The 16,369-nt window shown below is 61.2% G+C and carries 15 protein-coding genes; 8 read left to right on the forward strand and 7 right to left on the reverse strand.

Translation table 11 applies throughout. The annotated features are described in order from the left end of the window. Positions 1 to 27 precede the first annotated feature (27 nt). A complete protein-coding gene (locus tag GC127_RS00740) occupies positions 28 to 1,371 on the reverse strand; it encodes an IS1380-like element ISRssp8 family transposase (RefSeq protein ID WP_151975923.1) in 1,344 nt (447 codons plus the stop codon). 192 nt (positions 1,372 to 1,563) lie between these two features. Here GC127_RS00740 and GC127_RS00745 point away from each other — a divergent pair, with 192 nt between their 5' ends. From GC127_RS00745 to dctP, 3 genes are read left to right on the forward strand one after another with little or no spacing between them, the layout of a single operon-like run. Continuing rightward, a complete protein-coding gene (locus GC127_RS00745; protein WP_151992544.1) occupies positions 1,564 to 2,064 on the forward strand; it encodes a TRAP transporter small permease subunit in 501 nt (166 codons plus the stop codon). Continuing rightward, on the forward strand, positions 2,054 to 3,376 hold the full coding sequence (locus GC127_RS00750) for a TRAP transporter large permease subunit (RefSeq protein WP_199861947.1): 1,323 nt from the start codon (positions 2,054 to 2,056) through the stop codon (positions 3,374 to 3,376). The genes GC127_RS00745 and GC127_RS00750 overlap by 11 nt, the downstream gene beginning before the upstream one ends. A gap of 15 nt (positions 3,377 to 3,391) precedes the next feature. Continuing rightward, positions 3,392 to 4,483: a TRAP transporter substrate-binding protein DctP gene (gene dctP / locus GC127_RS00755; protein WP_008282854.1), complete on the forward strand. Its 1,092-nt coding sequence runs from the start codon at positions 3,392 to 3,394 to the stop codon at positions 4,481 to 4,483. A 236-nt stretch (positions 4,484 to 4,719) separates the two neighbouring features. On the opposite strand, the gene GC127_RS00760 is transcribed toward dctP, so the two are convergent. The 6 genes from GC127_RS00760 to GC127_RS00785 all read right to left on the reverse strand — a co-directional run bounded on the left by GC127_RS00760 (position 4,720) and on the right by GC127_RS00785 (position 10,858). Further along, positions 4,720 to 7,095 carry an efflux RND transporter permease subunit gene (locus GC127_RS00760; RefSeq protein WP_254699945.1) on the reverse strand — a complete coding sequence of 792 codons (2,376 nt, stop codon included), beginning with the start codon at positions 7,093 to 7,095 and terminating at the stop codon, positions 4,720 to 4,722. Next, on the reverse strand, positions 7,025 to 7,933 hold the full coding sequence (locus GC127_RS00765; protein ID WP_151975921.1) for an efflux RND transporter permease subunit: 909 nt from the start codon (positions 7,931 to 7,933) through the stop codon (positions 7,025 to 7,027). Before GC127_RS00765 ends, GC127_RS00760 begins: the two co-directional genes overlap by 71 nt. A 32-nt stretch (positions 7,934 to 7,965) precedes the next feature. Next, positions 7,966 to 9,114, reverse strand: a complete 1,149-nt coding sequence (locus tag GC127_RS00770; protein ID WP_151975920.1) for an efflux RND transporter periplasmic adaptor subunit — start codon at positions 9,112 to 9,114, stop codon at positions 7,966 to 7,968. After that, positions 9,101 to 9,643 (reverse strand): TetR/AcrR family transcriptional regulator, encoded by a 543-nt coding sequence (locus tag GC127_RS00775; protein ID WP_151976018.1) that lies wholly within the window; start codon positions 9,641 to 9,643, stop codon positions 9,101 to 9,103. The genes GC127_RS00770 and GC127_RS00775 overlap by 14 nt, the downstream gene beginning before the upstream one ends. A gap of 154 nt (positions 9,644 to 9,797) precedes the next feature. Continuing rightward, positions 9,798 to 10,394, reverse strand: a complete 597-nt coding sequence (locus GC127_RS00780; protein ID WP_051372651.1) for a TetR/AcrR family transcriptional regulator — start codon at positions 10,392 to 10,394, stop codon at positions 9,798 to 9,800. A 92-nt stretch (positions 10,395 to 10,486) separates the two neighbouring features. Further along, entirely contained in the window at positions 10,487 to 10,858 is a 372-nt protein-coding gene (locus GC127_RS00785) for a helix-turn-helix domain-containing protein (RefSeq protein ID WP_254699915.1), read from the reverse strand. A gap of 126 nt (positions 10,859 to 10,984) precedes the next feature. Between GC127_RS00785 and GC127_RS00790 the strand changes: the two genes are divergently transcribed. The 5 genes from GC127_RS00790 to rbbA all read left to right on the forward strand — a co-directional run bounded on the left by GC127_RS00790 (position 10,985) and on the right by rbbA (position 16,365). Further along, positions 10,985 to 11,797, forward strand: coding sequence for a class III extradiol ring-cleavage dioxygenase (locus GC127_RS00790; protein WP_151975919.1), 813 nt, complete (start codon positions 10,985 to 10,987; stop codon positions 11,795 to 11,797). Positions 11,798 to 11,829: 32 nt separating this feature from the next. Next, positions 11,830 to 11,967, forward strand: a complete 138-nt coding sequence (locus GC127_RS22625) for a hypothetical protein (protein WP_009820029.1) — start codon at positions 11,830 to 11,832, stop codon at positions 11,965 to 11,967. After that, on the forward strand, positions 11,961 to 12,449 hold the full coding sequence (locus GC127_RS00795; protein WP_151975918.1) for a luciferase family protein: 489 nt from the start codon (positions 11,961 to 11,963) through the stop codon (positions 12,447 to 12,449). The genes GC127_RS22625 and GC127_RS00795 overlap by 7 nt, the downstream gene beginning before the upstream one ends. Before the next feature lie 110 nt (positions 12,450 to 12,559). Next, a complete protein-coding gene (locus GC127_RS00800; protein ID WP_254699913.1) occupies positions 12,560 to 13,627 on the forward strand; it encodes an HlyD family secretion protein in 1,068 nt (355 codons plus the stop codon). Continuing rightward, positions 13,624 to 16,365, forward strand: coding sequence for a ribosome-associated ATPase/putative transporter RbbA (rbbA, locus tag GC127_RS00805; protein WP_151992545.1), 2,742 nt, complete (start codon positions 13,624 to 13,626; stop codon positions 16,363 to 16,365). Before GC127_RS00800 ends, rbbA begins: the two co-directional genes overlap by 4 nt. Positions 16,366 to 16,369: the final 4 nt, after the last annotated feature.

Raw genomic sequence — 16,369 nt, forward strand, 5'->3', positions numbered from 1 at the left:
TGTTTCGGGGTTGTCGGGCCGCTCGCGTCAGGCTGCTTTCGGTGGGGCGAGCGCGTCGAAGAGAAGATGGAGGAGACCCTGTCGCGGACATGATGTCGGCAGTGTGATGCTGATCCGGGTCTTCTTCTCGACGATGGTTGCAGCCAGCTTGACGAGATGCAGCCGCAGGGTGTCGAATTGGGCGCGGCGCCATGGGGATCTCCTTGGACAGGCGGCGCGCAATTTCCACCAGAGCCAGTAGGCGCAACTGTGCAGCATCAGACGCATCTGGTTGGCGTTCGCCTTCGAGCATGATGTTCGGTCTGATGGGAGATGGGTCTTCCATGCCTTGATGTGGTTTTCCGCCTGACCGCGTGCGGAATAGAACTTCTCGTAGAGATGCTTGCCGCGACCGCCCTCGAGATTGGTGACGATGTAGCGGGTATCGCGCCCCATTGGGCCAACCTCGACGCGGGCTATCACGCGGCGCGGTTTCGACCACGACCGGGCCGCGTAGGAAAAGGTCTTGAACCGGCGCAGTTTCTGACCAGGGGTGCGTGTGTAGCGCGCTGCCGTCGATGCCTCCATAGCCGAGATGTTTTGCGCCAGACGGCCGTTCTTTGACAGACCGAAGACATAGCTCAGCCCGAGCCTGTCACACAGGTCCAGAACCTCCGGGGTGCAGTAATGGCCGTCCGCCCGCAGCAGGATTTCCGTCTCGGGCCAATGCCTGGCAATCTGCCGAATCAACCGGCGGATATGGGCCGCGCTCTCGGCTCCCTTGGGCCGGCGGGCCGGGCGCAACAGTATCCCCACGAGCCGGCCTTCACCGTCGAACACGACGATCGGCTGGAAGCCGAACTCGTCGTAGAACGCATTGAACAGGCGCAGGTGCTGGTGGCCATTCACCGCATCAAAGGTATCATCTATATCGAGCACGATCCGGCCTGGAGCGCGCGCAAAGGACTGACAGTAGAACCGGACCATCTCGCGACCCATGTGGATCAGCGCGCGAGTATCGGGCAGGTTTTCCATGCGTGGAATCGTCGGCTGCGAACATAATGCCGCCCCGGTTTCCGGGCCGCGCTCCAGTGCAATCCTGAAGCTGGGATCGTGCCGCAAGGCGTTCGCGTCATTGCCGTCTTCATACCCAGCTGCGATCATCATGATCCGGAAACGGATGATGTCGCACAGGCTATGCTGAACTTTTGCCGGATCGCGCGGATCGCACAGGCAATCTGCAAGCCGCTGCGCCAGACCCGCCTCGCGCTCGATCTCGCGCAGCAGCGTCAGCCCTGCGTCGGAGCTCATGTCTGCGCCGTCAAATCCAAGCAGGACCGGCTTGCCATTGAGGGGTGACAGGCGGGGCGTGGAGCACGTAGATTGGACCATGGCGGGGGTCGTCCTCTCAAAAGCTGCATGTTTGGCGGTAGCACCCAAAACATACAGCATTTCAGATGGTTACGATACCTCCGCCGCCTTCTCGTGAATTATCCGGGCTAAAATAGTTCTTCTTCTCAATTCCTCGCCTTGTATCCTGCCCGTGTCGGGATAGTATGCCGACGCATACTGGCGGAGGAAATCATGATCATTCGCGCCATTGACGGGCTTAACGAAACCATCGGCAGAATCGTCTCTGTGGTGGCGATCGTGTTCGCGGCATTCATCATCTATGACGTATTCATGCGTTACGTGCTCAACGATCCGACTCGCTGGGCGTTTGATGTCACAAAGCAGATGTTCGGCTTCTACTTTGTGCTGCTCGGCGGCTATGCGCTGCGGCATCAGGCGCATGTGCGGGTGGATCTGCTGACCGCCAATCTGTCCGAGACCCCGGCCCGTATTGTCGATGCTCTGGGCTATCTGATCTTCTTCTTTCCCTTCGCCTGGGTGTTCACGACCCGCTCCTATGAATTTGCGATGCGGTCCTATGCGCAGGGTGAAACCACCTATGGCTCGGTGCAATTGCCCGTCTATCCGCTCAAGATGGCGATGGCTGCGGCGGCGGCCCTGCTCTTGTTGCAGGGGATCGCAGAGGTTCTGAAACTCGTATTCAATCGTCAGGAGGTGCGCAGTGACGCCTGAAGTCATCGCCCTGTGCATGTTCGGCCTGCTGCTGCTTGGCCTCTTCATGGGCCATCCGCTGGCCTTTGTGCTGGGCGGCACCGCCGTTCTGGGTGCGCTGATCGCGGGCAAGCCGATGGTGCTGGGCATCGTCATCAATCGCATCTTCGGCGATGTGCTGGATAATTTCACGCTGATTGCCATTCCACTGTTCGTGCTGATGGCCCGGTTTCTCTCGGACAGCGGCGTCACCGACCGAATGTTCGAATCCCTCCGGCTGATGATGTCCAATGTGCGCGGCGGTCTAGCACTGGCGGTCGTGTTCATCTCGATCCTCTTGGCGGCGACCACCGGCATCATCGGCGCCTCAATCACCGTGATGGGCGTCATGGCCCTGCGCCCGATGCTGCAATATGGTTATAGCCCGACGCTCACCACCGGCGTCATCGCGGCCTCGGGCTGCCTCGGCATTCTCATTCCGCCCTCTATCATGCTCATCCTGATGGCCAGCTACTCACCGCTCTCGGTAGGCGAACTGTTTGCCGGTGCAATGATCCCCGGCATGTTGCTCGGACTGCTCTACGCCGTCTGGGTTGTGATCGTGGCCTTCGTGCGCCCCGATATGGCCCCCGCCGTTGAGCCGGACGAAAAGGTCAGCCGCAGCGCCCTGCTCAAGATGCTGGCGATTGAGGCCGTACCGCCCCTGGTGCTGATCCTCGGCATCCTCGGCTCGCTCCTAGCGGGCATAGCCACGGCAACAGAGGCCTCTGCCATCGGGGCCATGCTGGCGCTGCTGATCGTGATCTTTCGCGGCAAGTTCAGATGGATCAGCTTCTACGGCGCAATGCTGGAGACCGGGCGCACCTCGGCGATGATCCTCTTCATCGTGATCGGAGCAACCGCCTTTACCGGCGTGTTCAACATCACCGGCGGGTTGCGCGCCACTCAGGAAATCATCCGGGGCATGGATATGGAGCCGTGGATGCTCATTACGATGATGCTGTTCATCGTGTTCATTTTGGGCGCTTTCCTCGACTGGACGGGGATTGTCTTGCTTTCGTTCCCGATCTTTCTGCCCATCGTGCAAGAGATGGATGTCAGCCTCTTGTGGTTTGTTGTTCTCATGTCGGTGGTGTTGCAGACCTCGTTTCTGACGCCGCCTTTTGGCTATGCCTTGTTCTATTTGCGCGCTATCGCGCCCAAGTCGGTCAAAACCTCACAGATCATCATCGGGGTGTTGCCATTCATTGGCTTGATCCTGATCATGTGCCTCGGTGTAGCCATCTTTCCGCAACTGGTCACATGGCTACCAGAGACGCTCTACACCAAGTAAACAAGGAGACTACCCATGCTGACGAAGATTACTCTCGTAACCGGCCTCGCTCTGGCCGCAGGGATTGCGACGCAATCTGCCGCGCAGGAAAGCTGGACCATGACAACCACATGGCCCAGCTCTCTGGAGCTGATCGAGATCGACAAGCATTTCGTCGACCTCGCCAACAAGCTGACCGGCGACGCGTTGACCATCGAGTTCTTCGAGGGAGGCGCGCTTGTGCCCGCAGGCGAAGTCTTTGGCGCAGTGGAATCTGGCACCATTCAGGCTGGCGGGGATTGGCCGGGCTATTGGGCAGGCCGCGATTCGGCGTTCTCCCCCTTGGCAACCACCGCCAGCCTCTTCAACGCCATCGACTACGTCAACTGGATCGAACAATGGGGTGGTGCCGATCTCTATAACGAGATCTACGGCAAATTCGGCATGGTCTACCTGCCCTACGGCGTGACCAACAACGAATCCGGTTTCCGTACCAATGAGCCCATCGTGACCCTTGAGGATCTGCAAGGCAAACGCCTGCGCCTGTCCGGTCTGGAACAGGGTCGCCTGCTCGAAAAACTCGGCGGCAATCAGGTCTCCATGGCCGGTGGCGAAATCTATCAGTCGCTAGAACGCGGCGTGATCGACGGCGCAGAATTCTCGACCCCCAATGTTGATTATTCAGGCGGCTTCCATCAGGTGACCAAGTTCTGGGCCACTCCGGGCTGGCACCAATCGGCTTCGGTCTTTGGCGTGATGATCAACAAGGCCTCGTGGGATGCGCTCTCTCCTGAAACGCAGGAGGATCTGAAAATCGCGGCTCAGGCCAATCTGATCTGGTCGCTTTCCTTCACCGAAAAGCGCGCCACCGAGGCCTATCAGCAGTTCAAGGACGCTGGCATCGAGATCACCCGCTACGACGACGAGACCTTGGCGCGCGTGCAGGAACTCGCCAATGAGGTGATCATCGAGACCGCCTGCGAAAACCCCGCCTCGGCCAAGGTCTATCTCAGCCAGCTCGAATATCTGGCCGATTACGCCAAATGGCGCGATGCGTCCGCCCCCTTCAATCTGGGTCGGTCACCCAATGGGCCGGACATCGAAGCCATCCGCGCCTGCGCGAACTGATACAGAGAATTCAACCGGAAGGCCCACCATCACTGGTGGGCCTTTTGCGTTTAACGAACGGACCGCTTTGCGGCAACATTCTCTTTTCCGGGCGTAGCTGACCCTCGCGCAAGCAAGAAATGTTGATGGTCTAAAGAAAATATCGCCTGCCTTCGCCACGATTTAGAAGCTGGCGCTACTCTACAAAGGCATTTTGTTCCAAGGGTGATCCCTACCTACTTGAAGCATGAACCACTTCAACCAGAGGCTGTTCCGGTTTTCGAGTCGGTGCTTTCTTCTTTTGGTGGACGGATACGGAAAAGAAGTGCGTAAAGTACCGGCACGGCGACAAGGGTCAGCACCGAGGCAAACGCGAGGCCACCCATTATCGTCACCGCCATAGACGCGAAAAACGCATCCGGCAGCAGGGGTATCATGCCGAAGATCGTCGTGCCTGCGGCGAGCACCACAGGGCGTAGACGACTGACCGAACCGTCAATCACTGCCTTGTAATCCGCCACACCCTCTGCGCGCTGAACGTCGATCTCTTCGACCAGAACGATCGCGTTCTTCATCAGCATTCCCGACAGCGAAAGGAAGCCGAGCAGAGCAGTGAAGGTGAAAGGCAGGCCGGTGAAAAGCAGCCCGAGCACCATGCCCGTCACGGACATTGGCACGACAAGCCAAAGGATGAGGGGTTGGCGCACCTTGTTGAACATGAGAATGGAGATTGTCAGCATGACAAGGAAGCCTAGGGGAAGCTGTTTGCCAAGGCTGGTCTGGGCGTCGGTTGAACTTTCATACTGGCCACCCCACTCCATGCTGTAGCCGTCGGGACGCGGGAGTGCCTCGATCTCGGCCCGCACGCTTTTGAAGGCCTCATCGGCGGTGAGATCCGCCCGTGCACCGCCAAGGGCAGTAATGGTGCGTTCGCGGTTGCGCCGGTGAATCAGCGCCTCGACGAGGCGCGGCTCGAACCGTTCCACAAGGTTGGCCATGGGAACGTAGGTGCCAGCACCATCGGACCAGGCCGACAGATCCCGAACGCGGTCAACCCCGTCCCGTTCGGTCGCGGGCAGCCGCAGGTGGATCGGGATGACCTCGTCGCCTTCGCGCAATTCACCGACCCGCAAGCCCGACGTTCCGTAGCGGACGGTATCGGCAATCGCGCTGCGCGTGGCCCCGGCCAGCCGCATGCGCGACTCATCGACGATCGGCTCAACAAGGATTTCGCGCTGGCGCCAATTGGTGCGCGGGTTGGTAATTGTGCCGGCGGCCTCGTATATCCGTAATGCATCGTCGGCGAGTTGGCGCAGAACGACCGGATCGGGACCAGAGAACCGGACCGCCACATCGGCACCGGAGGGCGGGCCGAAGACAAGCTCTTCGACCCGGACGAGCGCGTTGGGAAATTCGGCCGGCAGATCACGATTCAATCGATTGGCCATAGCCGGGATCGCCTCGGCGTCGGCCACACGAACGATAAGCTGGCCATAGCTGGCATCTGCCTGCTCCGGGTTGTATGTCAACATGAATCGGCTCGCGCCGCGCCCCACCAAGGTCGTCACGTCGGTCACCTTGTCTTCAGACAGGATCAACTGTTCGAGCCGTTTCATTTCACGGTCGGTGACGTTGATGTCGGTCCCTTGCGGCATCTGGAATTCGACATAGAAAAGCGGGGTATTTGACGCCGGGAAAAAGGCCTGCTTGACCTGCCCGAAGGCCATCACCGACACAATCGTGATTCCCACGATTACAAGCACAACCAGCACACGCGCGCGCAGCACGAGCCAGAGCAACCCGCGATAGATCGCGTAGAACGCGCCCTTGTAGGGATCATCCGAGGTATTTTTTTTTGGCGCCTTGAGCAGCAGCATGCCGAGATATGGCGTGACCGTAACAGCCAGAATCCAGCTCATCAGCAGCGAGATGGTGATCACCGCGAAGAGCGAGAACAGAAACTCGCCGGTGGAGTCCGGCGAAAGTCCGATCCCGGAAAAGGCCATGATCCCGATCACGGTGGCTCCAAGCAGCGGAATGGACGTGGAACTTTCGGTCTCGGCCGCAGCTTTTATCGCGCTCTTTCCGCGCGCCATGCCAATCACCATTCCTTCGGTGATCACGATGGCGTTGTCGACCAGCATCCCCATCGCGATGATCAGGGCACCAAGGCTGATCCGTTCCATCGCGATCCCGAAGACCGACATGAAGAACAGCGTGACGAACACAGTGAGCCCGAGCGTCGTGCCGACCACCAGGCCGGCGCGCCAGCCCATTGTGATCATCAGCGCCCCGACAACGATGGCGACCGACATCGCAAGGCTCAGGAGAAAGCTGGAGACGGCCTCGTCAACGACGACGTGCTGTTCGTAGATCGGCGTGATCTCGACGCTGTCCGGCAAGTCGGCCTTCAACGTCTCAAGCCGGGCCGCGACCGCCGAACCAACTTCGACCACGTTGCGGTTCGTCAACGCCGAAACCCCGAGGGTGAAGGCTGCCGTGCCATTGTGGCGGATCACCTGGCTCGGCTGTTCCGCCTCGTCGCGGGAGACGCGGGCGATGTCACGGATCGCAACCTGTCCGACCTCTCCGGCCGCGCCAAGCCGTAATTGTTCGATCCCCTCGGGGGTCACGTAACCCGGCGGAACGGACAGGCCGATGCGGGCCGTCGCGGGAGACGCGGGCGATGTCACGGATCGCAACCTGTCCGACCTCTCCGGCCGCGCCAAGCCGTAATTGTTCGATCCCCTCGGGGGTCACGTAACCCGGCGGAACGGACAGGCCGATGCGGGCCGGCCCCTCGGTGATCTCGCCATTATCGAAGACGAGGTTCTCGTCGTTCAGCACGCTCAGAACCTGGTTGGGCGGAAGGCCCAGCTCTGTCAGGCGCGCGGATGGAATCGAGATCGTGATCACCTCTTCGGTGAGGCCCTGAACCTCGACCTTGGCGACACCGTCCACGGTCACTAGGCCCAGCCGCAATTTCGTGGCCAGATCCCGCTCTTCGCGCGGGCTCAGACCTTCGGTTTTCACCGCATAGAACATGCCGTAAACGGCGCCGAAATCGTCGTTGACGATGGGCGCGCGCGCGCCTTCGGGAAGCTCCCCCTCCACGTCGCGGATGCGCAGGCGCATCTCGTCCCAGACTTGCGGAATCTCATCCGGGCCATATGTGCCCTCGATCTCCACGGTGATTTGCGCCATGCCCGGCATCGACTTGGATTCGACCCGGTCAAGCTGCTTCATCTGCTGCAGCGCGTTTTCGATGACGTCAGAGACCTCTTCCTCGACCTCGACTGCTGTCGCGCCGGGATACGGCACAAAGACGAGTGCGGTCTTGAGCGTGAAACTCGGGTCTTCAAGGCGGCCCACCGTGTTCAGTCCCCAATACCCGCCAAGAAGGCAAAAGAGAATGAGGAGCCAGACCGCGACGGGCCGCTGGATGCTTGCGCCTGAAATGCTGAATGCCATGGATCTGTTCGTGTCCTGTCAAGGGGGCGGGATCAGAGCCCCGAAACCGTCACGGTCTGATTGTCCCGAAGTCGCCACCACCCGCCGGAAACGATCAATTCATCGCCCTCCAGACCTTCGAGAACCACGATCTCGTTATCGACGGGCAGCCCCAAGCGGATCGTCTGGCGTGTGACCTGTCCCGACTGTTCGTCGTAGATCCAGACTGAAGGCTCGGTTCGGCTTGAGGTATCGATCGCCGAAACCGGGACCATGACGGACTGTGCACTGGCTTCGGCGGCTGCGTTTGAAAGACGCACCCTGGCCGTCATCCCGGGCAGAAGACGCGAATCGACATCGCCCGTGATTGCGAATTCCACATCATAGGTCTGCGCCGTGCTGTTCGCATCGGTTGCAAAGGACCGAAGCACGAGCGGTGCCGTGTAGCCAGGCACCGCCGGAAAACTCGCCACGAGATCGAAAGCGTCGGGCGCGCTTCGTGCGACGGCCGCCAGTTCTTCCGGCAGAGAAATCAGGATCCTTAACTCGCTGACGTCCTGAAGACGTGCCACCGATGCCGCCGAGGTGACGTTGACATAATCTTCTATGAATGTGCGTGCCACGATCGCGTCGAAAGGCGCGACGATCTGCGTCTGGGAGAGGCGTCGCTCGGCCTCGCGCAGCGCAACTTCCGCCTGCGCGTATTCGGCGCGGGCGGTTTCAAGCCGGGATTCCGCAGCAACGCCCCGTTCGGCAAGACTCGCTGCGCGGTTGATCTCGGACTCAGCAAGGACGAAGGCCGCCCGCGCCCGATCCACGGCGAGTTCGAAATCGACCGGATCGAGCGCCGCGATCAGATCGCCCTTGCTGATCTTGTCACCCGGTTCCACCTCAAGGCGCAGGACCTGTCCGGACACCTGAAACGCGATGTCCACGGTGCGGGCCGGCACGACCCGTCCGGCAACGGTGCGACCGCGCGTAACGGTCCGGCGCGTTGCTCGGGTCACCTCGACCACGACCTCCTTGTCGGACGCGCCCGCCTGGCTTGTTTCGGCACCAGGTTCACTCGACTCCTGGCCTGTCTGGGCCAGCACTTCGCCCAAGGACACAGGAAGAAAGGACACCATCAGGAGTGCCGCCCCCGCCACAGCAATAACCGCAGCGATCCCCTTCCAGCTTTTGTCTTTTTTACTTGAGATCATCGATCAGGGCCCTCAATCGTTCGATGACGCGTTCTCTGGTGTCCGCACCGCCATCCGGTAGCTTCAACAGCTTCTGGAAACGCAGCCCCTGGATTGCCCAAAAGGCCACCATGGCACCCGGCGCGTCTTGTGTATCGGACAGGATACGCCCGAGGTCGTCGGTCAATTCCGCCCGCAGCGGATCGAGCAGTTGCGGATCTGATGCAGCGGTCGCGAGGATCGCCATCGACAGGTCACCATCCACCTCTTCCGACTGTAGAACCGTTTCGAGATGGCCCCGGAGCGTGCGTGCGGGGTGCCGCTCGGGCACGCTCTCGAGCAATTCGCGGTGCTCGGCCAGCATCTGCGCCAACAAGCCAGACAGCAGCGCTTTCTTGGTCGGGTAATTGTAAAGCAAGCCGCCCTTGCTCAGGCCGGCCTCCTTCGCGACCGCCTCGATCGTGATCCTGCCCGCGCCCTCACGGGTGGCAATCGCACGCGCCGCTGAAAGTATCCTGCGCGAGGCGTTTCTGCATTCTGAAGGGGGCATGGGCTTGCTCAAACTATACCGTCCGGTCGGTTTATGTTACGTGGGAGTTAGTCTGTGGGTCGGTCCGGGTCAAGAATTCAATCTCATCTGATCCGGCACGGCGCTCGATAGCGCCCGCAGAAGTACGAGAAGGCAATCCATTGACCACGCCACTTCAAGAGGCATCGCGTCCGCCATATGCCCCCAAAAACGCATCAACCGCCCGTCTTGAGTGCTCAGACACATCGATAGGCTGATCGACGGCCAGCAATTGCGGCATGATAACGCCAGATACAGAGAGATGAATAAATTGAGCAGAGGCGTTTTGGACGTTTTTCACGTCCAGTGATTTCGTCTCATGCAAATTTCTGAGTATTTGCGCGACGATCCTGATGGCACGCCTCGGACCTGCGTTCATGTATATTTCACCTGCCTCCGGCAGAACCGAAACCGCGCCGATGCAAACGCGCAGGAGGCGCATATAGTCATCATCCATGACCAACCCGATCATCCGCCGAGAGAGTTCTTCCAGCATGCTCCGCGCATCATTCTGGCTTGTAAGCGGACGGCAGATTTCCTCTGAAAGGCTGTCGCACTCGGATTGCAAGACGCTCAAAAAGAGTTTGTCCTTGCTTGGAAAATGCGCATAGAGGGTTGCCTTCGACACCTTGGCTTCTTCGGCAATCGCATCGACGCTGGCACCTTCAAAACCGCACTTCAGGAATACCTCTCTGGCTCCTTTCAGCACATCGGCCACTTTACTTTCCCGCATGGCGATCACCTGATTCCAAAACGTGATATCGAATGCACGGCGCAACCTGTCTGACCGCGCTCACAGGCAGAAGCCGGGTGGCGCAGCCTAACTCACAAACGCGAGTTTGGTGAAGCGGCCCCGCCCAAGTCATCACCTTCAAATACCCCCTCGGTCTTCCATCGTTCCGCGATCTCGCCCATTGCGTCGAGAACGCCGCGCAGGTCGTTGCCGCGCGGCGTCAGGCCATAGGTGACCGCAGGCGGGATCGTCTCGGCCTGTTCGCGCCAGACGACCCCGGCGCGCTGAAGCATCCGCAGCCGCTCGGTCAGCATTCGGGTCGATATTTCCGGCACGGCGCGTTTCAGAACCCCGAATCTTTGTGGCCCCTGATCGCTCAGCACCCAGATGATGTGGGTTGTCCACGGTCCCATGAGCAGACGCAGGATCGAATCCATCGGGCATTGTGGCGGCGTTCTGGGCATGGGATCGGCTCGATTTTATAGTTACTTTTTCGTCCCTACTTTAAATAACGACACAACTCAACTACTCCTTATCCATACAACGAAAGGCAAGGTCTCGAATGGCCTGACCGGTGAGGATGATGCAACATGACCCGTATGCCCACGATGTTCATTCCCCATGGCGGCGGCCCGTGTTTCTTCATGGACTGGAATCCGCCCGATGAATGGGACCGGCACCGGAAATTCCTGGAGGATCTGCCTGCCACATTGCCCGAACGTCCCCGCGCGCTTCTGGTGATTTCGGGCCACTGGGAGGAACCCGCCTTCACCGTGCAAACCAATCCCGCGCCACCGCTTCTGTTCGATTACCGCGGCTTTCCACCGCACACTTATGAATTAACGTGGCCCGCCCCCGGCGATCTGGCGCTGGCAGACAGGGTGCATGAGCTGACCCGCGCCGCCGGGTTTGCCGCTGCGAAGGATGCCACGCGCGGGTTTGACCACGGCGTTTTCGTGCCGCTCAAGGTCGCCTTTCCCGATGCCGACATTCGCTGTGTCCAGCTTTCGGTTGCCAGCGATCTCGACCCCGCGCGCCACATTGCGCTTGGCCGTGCCCTGGCCCCCCTGCGCGACGAGGGCGTGCTGATCCTCGGCAGCGGCAACACCTATCACAACATGTCCGTGCTGATGCAGAGCCTGCGTGGCGGGGCGCGAGACGACATCGTTGGCGGCGCGTTCGATGCCTGGCTGACCGAGGCCGTGACCTGCCCCGATCCCGAGGAACGCAACCGCAGGCTTGCGCGCTGGTCCGATGCCCCGGGCGGCCGCGAGGCCCATCCGCGCGAAGAGCACCTGATCCCGCTGCACGTTGTGGCGGGCGCAGCAGGCGCGGACATTGGGCGCAAGACGCTAGAAGACCCCGTTATGGGCGCTGTCGAAAGCGCCTTTCGGTTCGGTTGAGTTGAAAAGACACGAAAGGAGCACCACGAAAAATGCCCGACATCACCGGACCCAAGCCGGTCAGCCCTGCCAAGATCGCCGGCAGGGAAATTCCCCATGTCCCGACCATGCGCGCCGCCCTGGTAAAGGCGATGAAGGAACACGACCTGCCGGAGGCGATACCGTGCTGAAGATACCGCCGCGCGAGGGGCCTAGGCCTGCGACCACGCCTTGTGCCCCGCATACCCAGATTTCCCAGAACCCGGATGCCGCAACGGTTCGGGCGTTCAGGGAACGGGCCTTTGATTTTCCCTTTGTCATCCGCCAGCCCTCGATGATCTCGGTGCCGGGCGCAGAGGCGCTCTGCCTCGAACACGGGCGCGGATGCGGTTGCCGTGAGGCGTTCATGGTCGGCAGGGAATTCGCCCATGTCCATCCACCGCAGGACGGCAGCCTGCACATGATGCTGCCCGAGGACGCAGTGCCGAAAATCATTGATCTGGGCTGGGCAGAACCGCATCCGATGGCCGCGGCGGGCATGATCCCGCCAACCGCTGTCATGGTCTATGCGCCCAGAAACGCAGCAGAAATCGAAACCGTTCTCGGCCTTCTGGGCCTGTCCTGTGACTTTGCCAGTGGTCGGCTCGGACGGGTGGACAACGTCGTTCTGTGACGGGATGCGCCGTTCAATCCGGTTGTGAAGCCCTATGCGGATGATCTAGGGTTCAAGCGCGTCGCAAGAACAATAAGGACGCCCGAATCATCACAGCAAGCGAGTATACAGTGGCAAAACCCAGCCCCGTTATCATAGCCGCGATCGTCATCGCTGTCGCCGTATCCGGCTTTTTGCTCTGGCAAAGCACCCGCTCCGATACGGACGCGGAAGGATTCGCGCGCGGCAACGGGCGGATCGAAGCGGTCGAAATCGACGTTGCGGCCAAGCTGCCCGGGCGGATTGACACCGTGCTTGTGAACGAAGGGGAACTCGTCGCGGCGGGCGCGCTGCTGGCCGAGCTCGACACGCGGCAATTGCAGGCCAATCGCAACCAGATGGTGGCAGAACTGCGCCGCGCCGAAATCGCCGTGGAAAACGCTACGCTGCTTGTCGAACAGCGCGCGGCCGAAGTGCGCGCGGCCGAGGCCGTTCTGGAACAGCGCCGCGCGGAGGAGGATGTCGCGCGGCGCCAGTATGAGCGCTCCGAGTCTCTGACGCAGAACAGCATCACATCCGAACGGCAGTTCGAGATCGATCGGGCCAATGCCTTTGGCGCCGCGGCGGCGGTTGCCTCGGCAGAGGCGTCGCTTGCGGCGGCGCGGGCCGGGGTCTCTTCGGCGAAAGCCTCGGTCATTGGGGCCGAAGCTTCGGTGACCGCGGCCCGGGCGACGATCGAGGCAATCGACGTGCAGATTGAGGACAGCACATTGAAAGCGCCGCGTGCCGGACGGGTGCAATATATCGTCGCGCGTGCGGGCGAAGTCGTGGGTGCCGGCGGGCGCGTTGTCAACATGGTGGACCTCAACGACGTTTACATGACGTTTTTCCTTCCGACGGCGGATGCGGGGCGTATCGGGCTGGGAACCGAGGTGCGTTTGCTGCTGGATGCGGCACCCGGCATCGTCATCCCCGCGCACGTTTCCTTCGTGTCGGACGTGGCGCAGTTCACGCCCAAGACGGTCGAGACGGAAATCGAGCGCGAGAAGCTGATGTTCAGGGTGCGGGCCAGGATCGCGCCGGAGCTGCTGGGAAAGCACCTCGATCAGGTCAAGACCGGGCTTCCCGGCGTCGCCTGGGTGCGGCTTGACCCGACCGCGCCCTGGCCGGCTGAGGCGCAGGGGCAGGTGCTGGAATGACCGATCCGGGGCCTGTGGTGCGTGCCGAGGGGCTCTCGCTCCGCTATGGCAAGACCCGGGCCGTGGACAATGTGTCGATCGACCTGCCGTCAGGGCGTTCCGTCGGCGTCATCGGGCCAGATGGCGTGGGAAAATCGAGCCTTCTGGCGCTGATCGTCGGGGCGCGGCGGATGCAAGGAGGGCGGCTGGAGGTGCTGGGCGGCGACATGGCGCGCGCCGGGCATCGCGCGCGGATCGCCCCGCGCATTGCCTATATGCCGCAGGGGCTGGGGCGGAACCTTTACCCGACACTTTCGGTTCGCGAAAATGTCGATTTTTTCGGACGTCTTTTTGGCGAGGGCGCGCAGGAACGCGCGCAGCGGATCGACGAATTGCTCAGGGCGACCGGGCTTGCCCCTTTTGCCGACCGCGCGGCGGCCAAGCTCTCGGGCGGGATGAAGCAGAAACTGGGCCTGTGCTGCGCACTGATCCACGATCCTGACCTTCTGGTTCTTGATGAGCCGACCACCGGCGTCGATCCGCTGTCGCGGCGCGAATTCTGGGCCCTGATCGACCGAATCCGCGCTGATCGCCCACATATGAGCCTGCTGGTGTCGAGCGCCTATATGGAAGAGGCCGCGCGCTTCGATCACCTGGTGGCGATGGACGCGGGCAAGGTTCTGGCGACCGGCAGCACGGCCGAAATCCTGGAACGCACCGGTGCCGCTGATCTGGATGCGGCCTTCATCGCACTTCTGCCCGAGGAAAACCGCAGCCGCCACAAAGACCTGAGCATCCCGCCGCGCGATCCGGCGTCCGACGGGGAAAACGTCATCGAGGCCGAGAACCTTACCGTGCGGTTTGGCGATTTCACAGCTGTGGACCAGGTGAGCTTTCGCATCAAGCGGGGCGAGATCTTCGGCTTTCTGGGCTCCAACGGGTGCGGCAAGACCACCACCATGAAGGCGCTGACCGGGCTGCTGGATCCGAGTGACGGCACCACGAAGATTTACGGTCGCAAGGTCGATGCCCATGACATGGCCACCCGCAAGCGCATCGGCTACATGACGCAATCCTTCTCGCTTTATTCCGAGCTGACGGTGCGGCAGAACCTTGATCTGCACGGGCAGCTTTTCGACATGACATCCGCAGAGATCGTGCCGCGGATCGCGGAACTCGCTGAGCGGTTCGATCTTGAAGACGTGCTCGACAGCCTGCCGATGCGCCTGCCGCTGGGTATTCGTCAGCGCCTGTCGCTGGCGGTCGCGCTGATCCATCGCCCCGAAATCCTGATCCTAGACGAGCCGACATCGGGGGTGGACCCTGTGGCGCGCGATATCTTCTGGCAATCGCTGATAGATCTGTCCCGAAACGATGGCGTGACGATCTTCATCTCCACCCATTACATGGCCGAGGCCACGCGCTGCGGCAGGATTTCGCTGATGCACCAGGGCCGCGTGCTTGTAAGCGACACGCCCGAAGCGATCCGCGAGGAGGTCGGCGCAGAGACGCTGGACGATGCCTTTGTCCACCATCTGCAACGCGCGCAGGATCAGGATACCCCGCCTGCGCCCGAGATGAAAGAAGAGCTTTCCGCCGGGCCCGCCACCTCCGCCCGGCGGCGGCGCGGGGGGTTCAGCCTGGCGCGGCTGCTGAGCTTTTCATGGCGCGAGTCGCTGGAGTTGCGCCGCGATCCGATCCGCCTGACGCTTGCCAGCCTCGGCAGCGTGATCCTGATGATCGTGCTGGGCTATGGCGTGTCCATGGATGTCGAAAACCTCAAATTCGCGGCACTCGATTTCGATCGGAGCATCCTTAGCCAATCCTATGTCAACGACCTGGCCGGGTCGCGTTACTTTGACGAGGAACCGCCGCTTGTCGATCATGCCGATCTTGACTACCGGATGCGGGCGGGTGAAATCAGTCTGGCTCTGGAAATTCCGCCGGGGTTCGCCGCGGATCTTGAACGCGGCCGCCCCGTCGCCATTGGCGCGTGGTTCGACGGGGCCATGCCGATGCGCGCCGATACGGTGCGCGGGTATATCCAGGGGATGCACGCCCACTGGCTGACCGAGCAGATGCGTCAGGTCTTTGGCGATCAAGCGGTGGCGGGTAACTTCACGCTTGAGGTGCGCTACCGCTACAACCCCGATGTCGAGAGCCTGGCGGCCATGGTGCCCGCGATGATCCCGCTGTTGCTGATGCTGATTCCGGCCACGCTGGCCGTCCTGTCCGTGGCCCGCGAAAAGGAAACGGGTTCGATCGTCAATCTTTATGTCACCCCGGCGCGACGGCTGGAATTCCTGCTGGGCAAACAGGTGCCCTATGTCGTTCTGGGTTTCATGAATTACCTTTTGCTGTTGGCGCTGGCGGTGGTGGTCTTCGGGGTGCCGGTCAAGGGCAGCCTGCTCGCGCTTTCGCTCGGGGCGCTGATCTATGTCGTGCTGGCCACCGGGCTGGGCCTGCTGATTTCCGCCTTCACCCAAAGCCAGGTCACGGCGCTGTTCTTCACCTTCATGGCGACGCTTATCCCGGCGATGCAATATGGTGGCATCATCGATCCGGTTGCGTCAATGGACGGCATGGGTCGGGTGATCGGTGAAATCTATCCCACCAGCCATTTCGTCACCATCTCCCGCGGGGCCTTTTCAAAGGCACTGGGATTCGATGATCTGGGCGGGTCTTTCCTGCCGATGCTCGCGCTTGTGCCCGTGGTGGTGCTGCTGGGTGCCATCTTCGTGCGCAAACAGGAGAAATAAACGA

The sequence above is a fragment of the Roseovarius sp. EC-HK134 genome (assembly GCF_902498815.1).
Lineage (GTDB): Bacteria > Pseudomonadota > Alphaproteobacteria > Rhodobacterales > Rhodobacteraceae > Roseovarius > Roseovarius mucosus_A.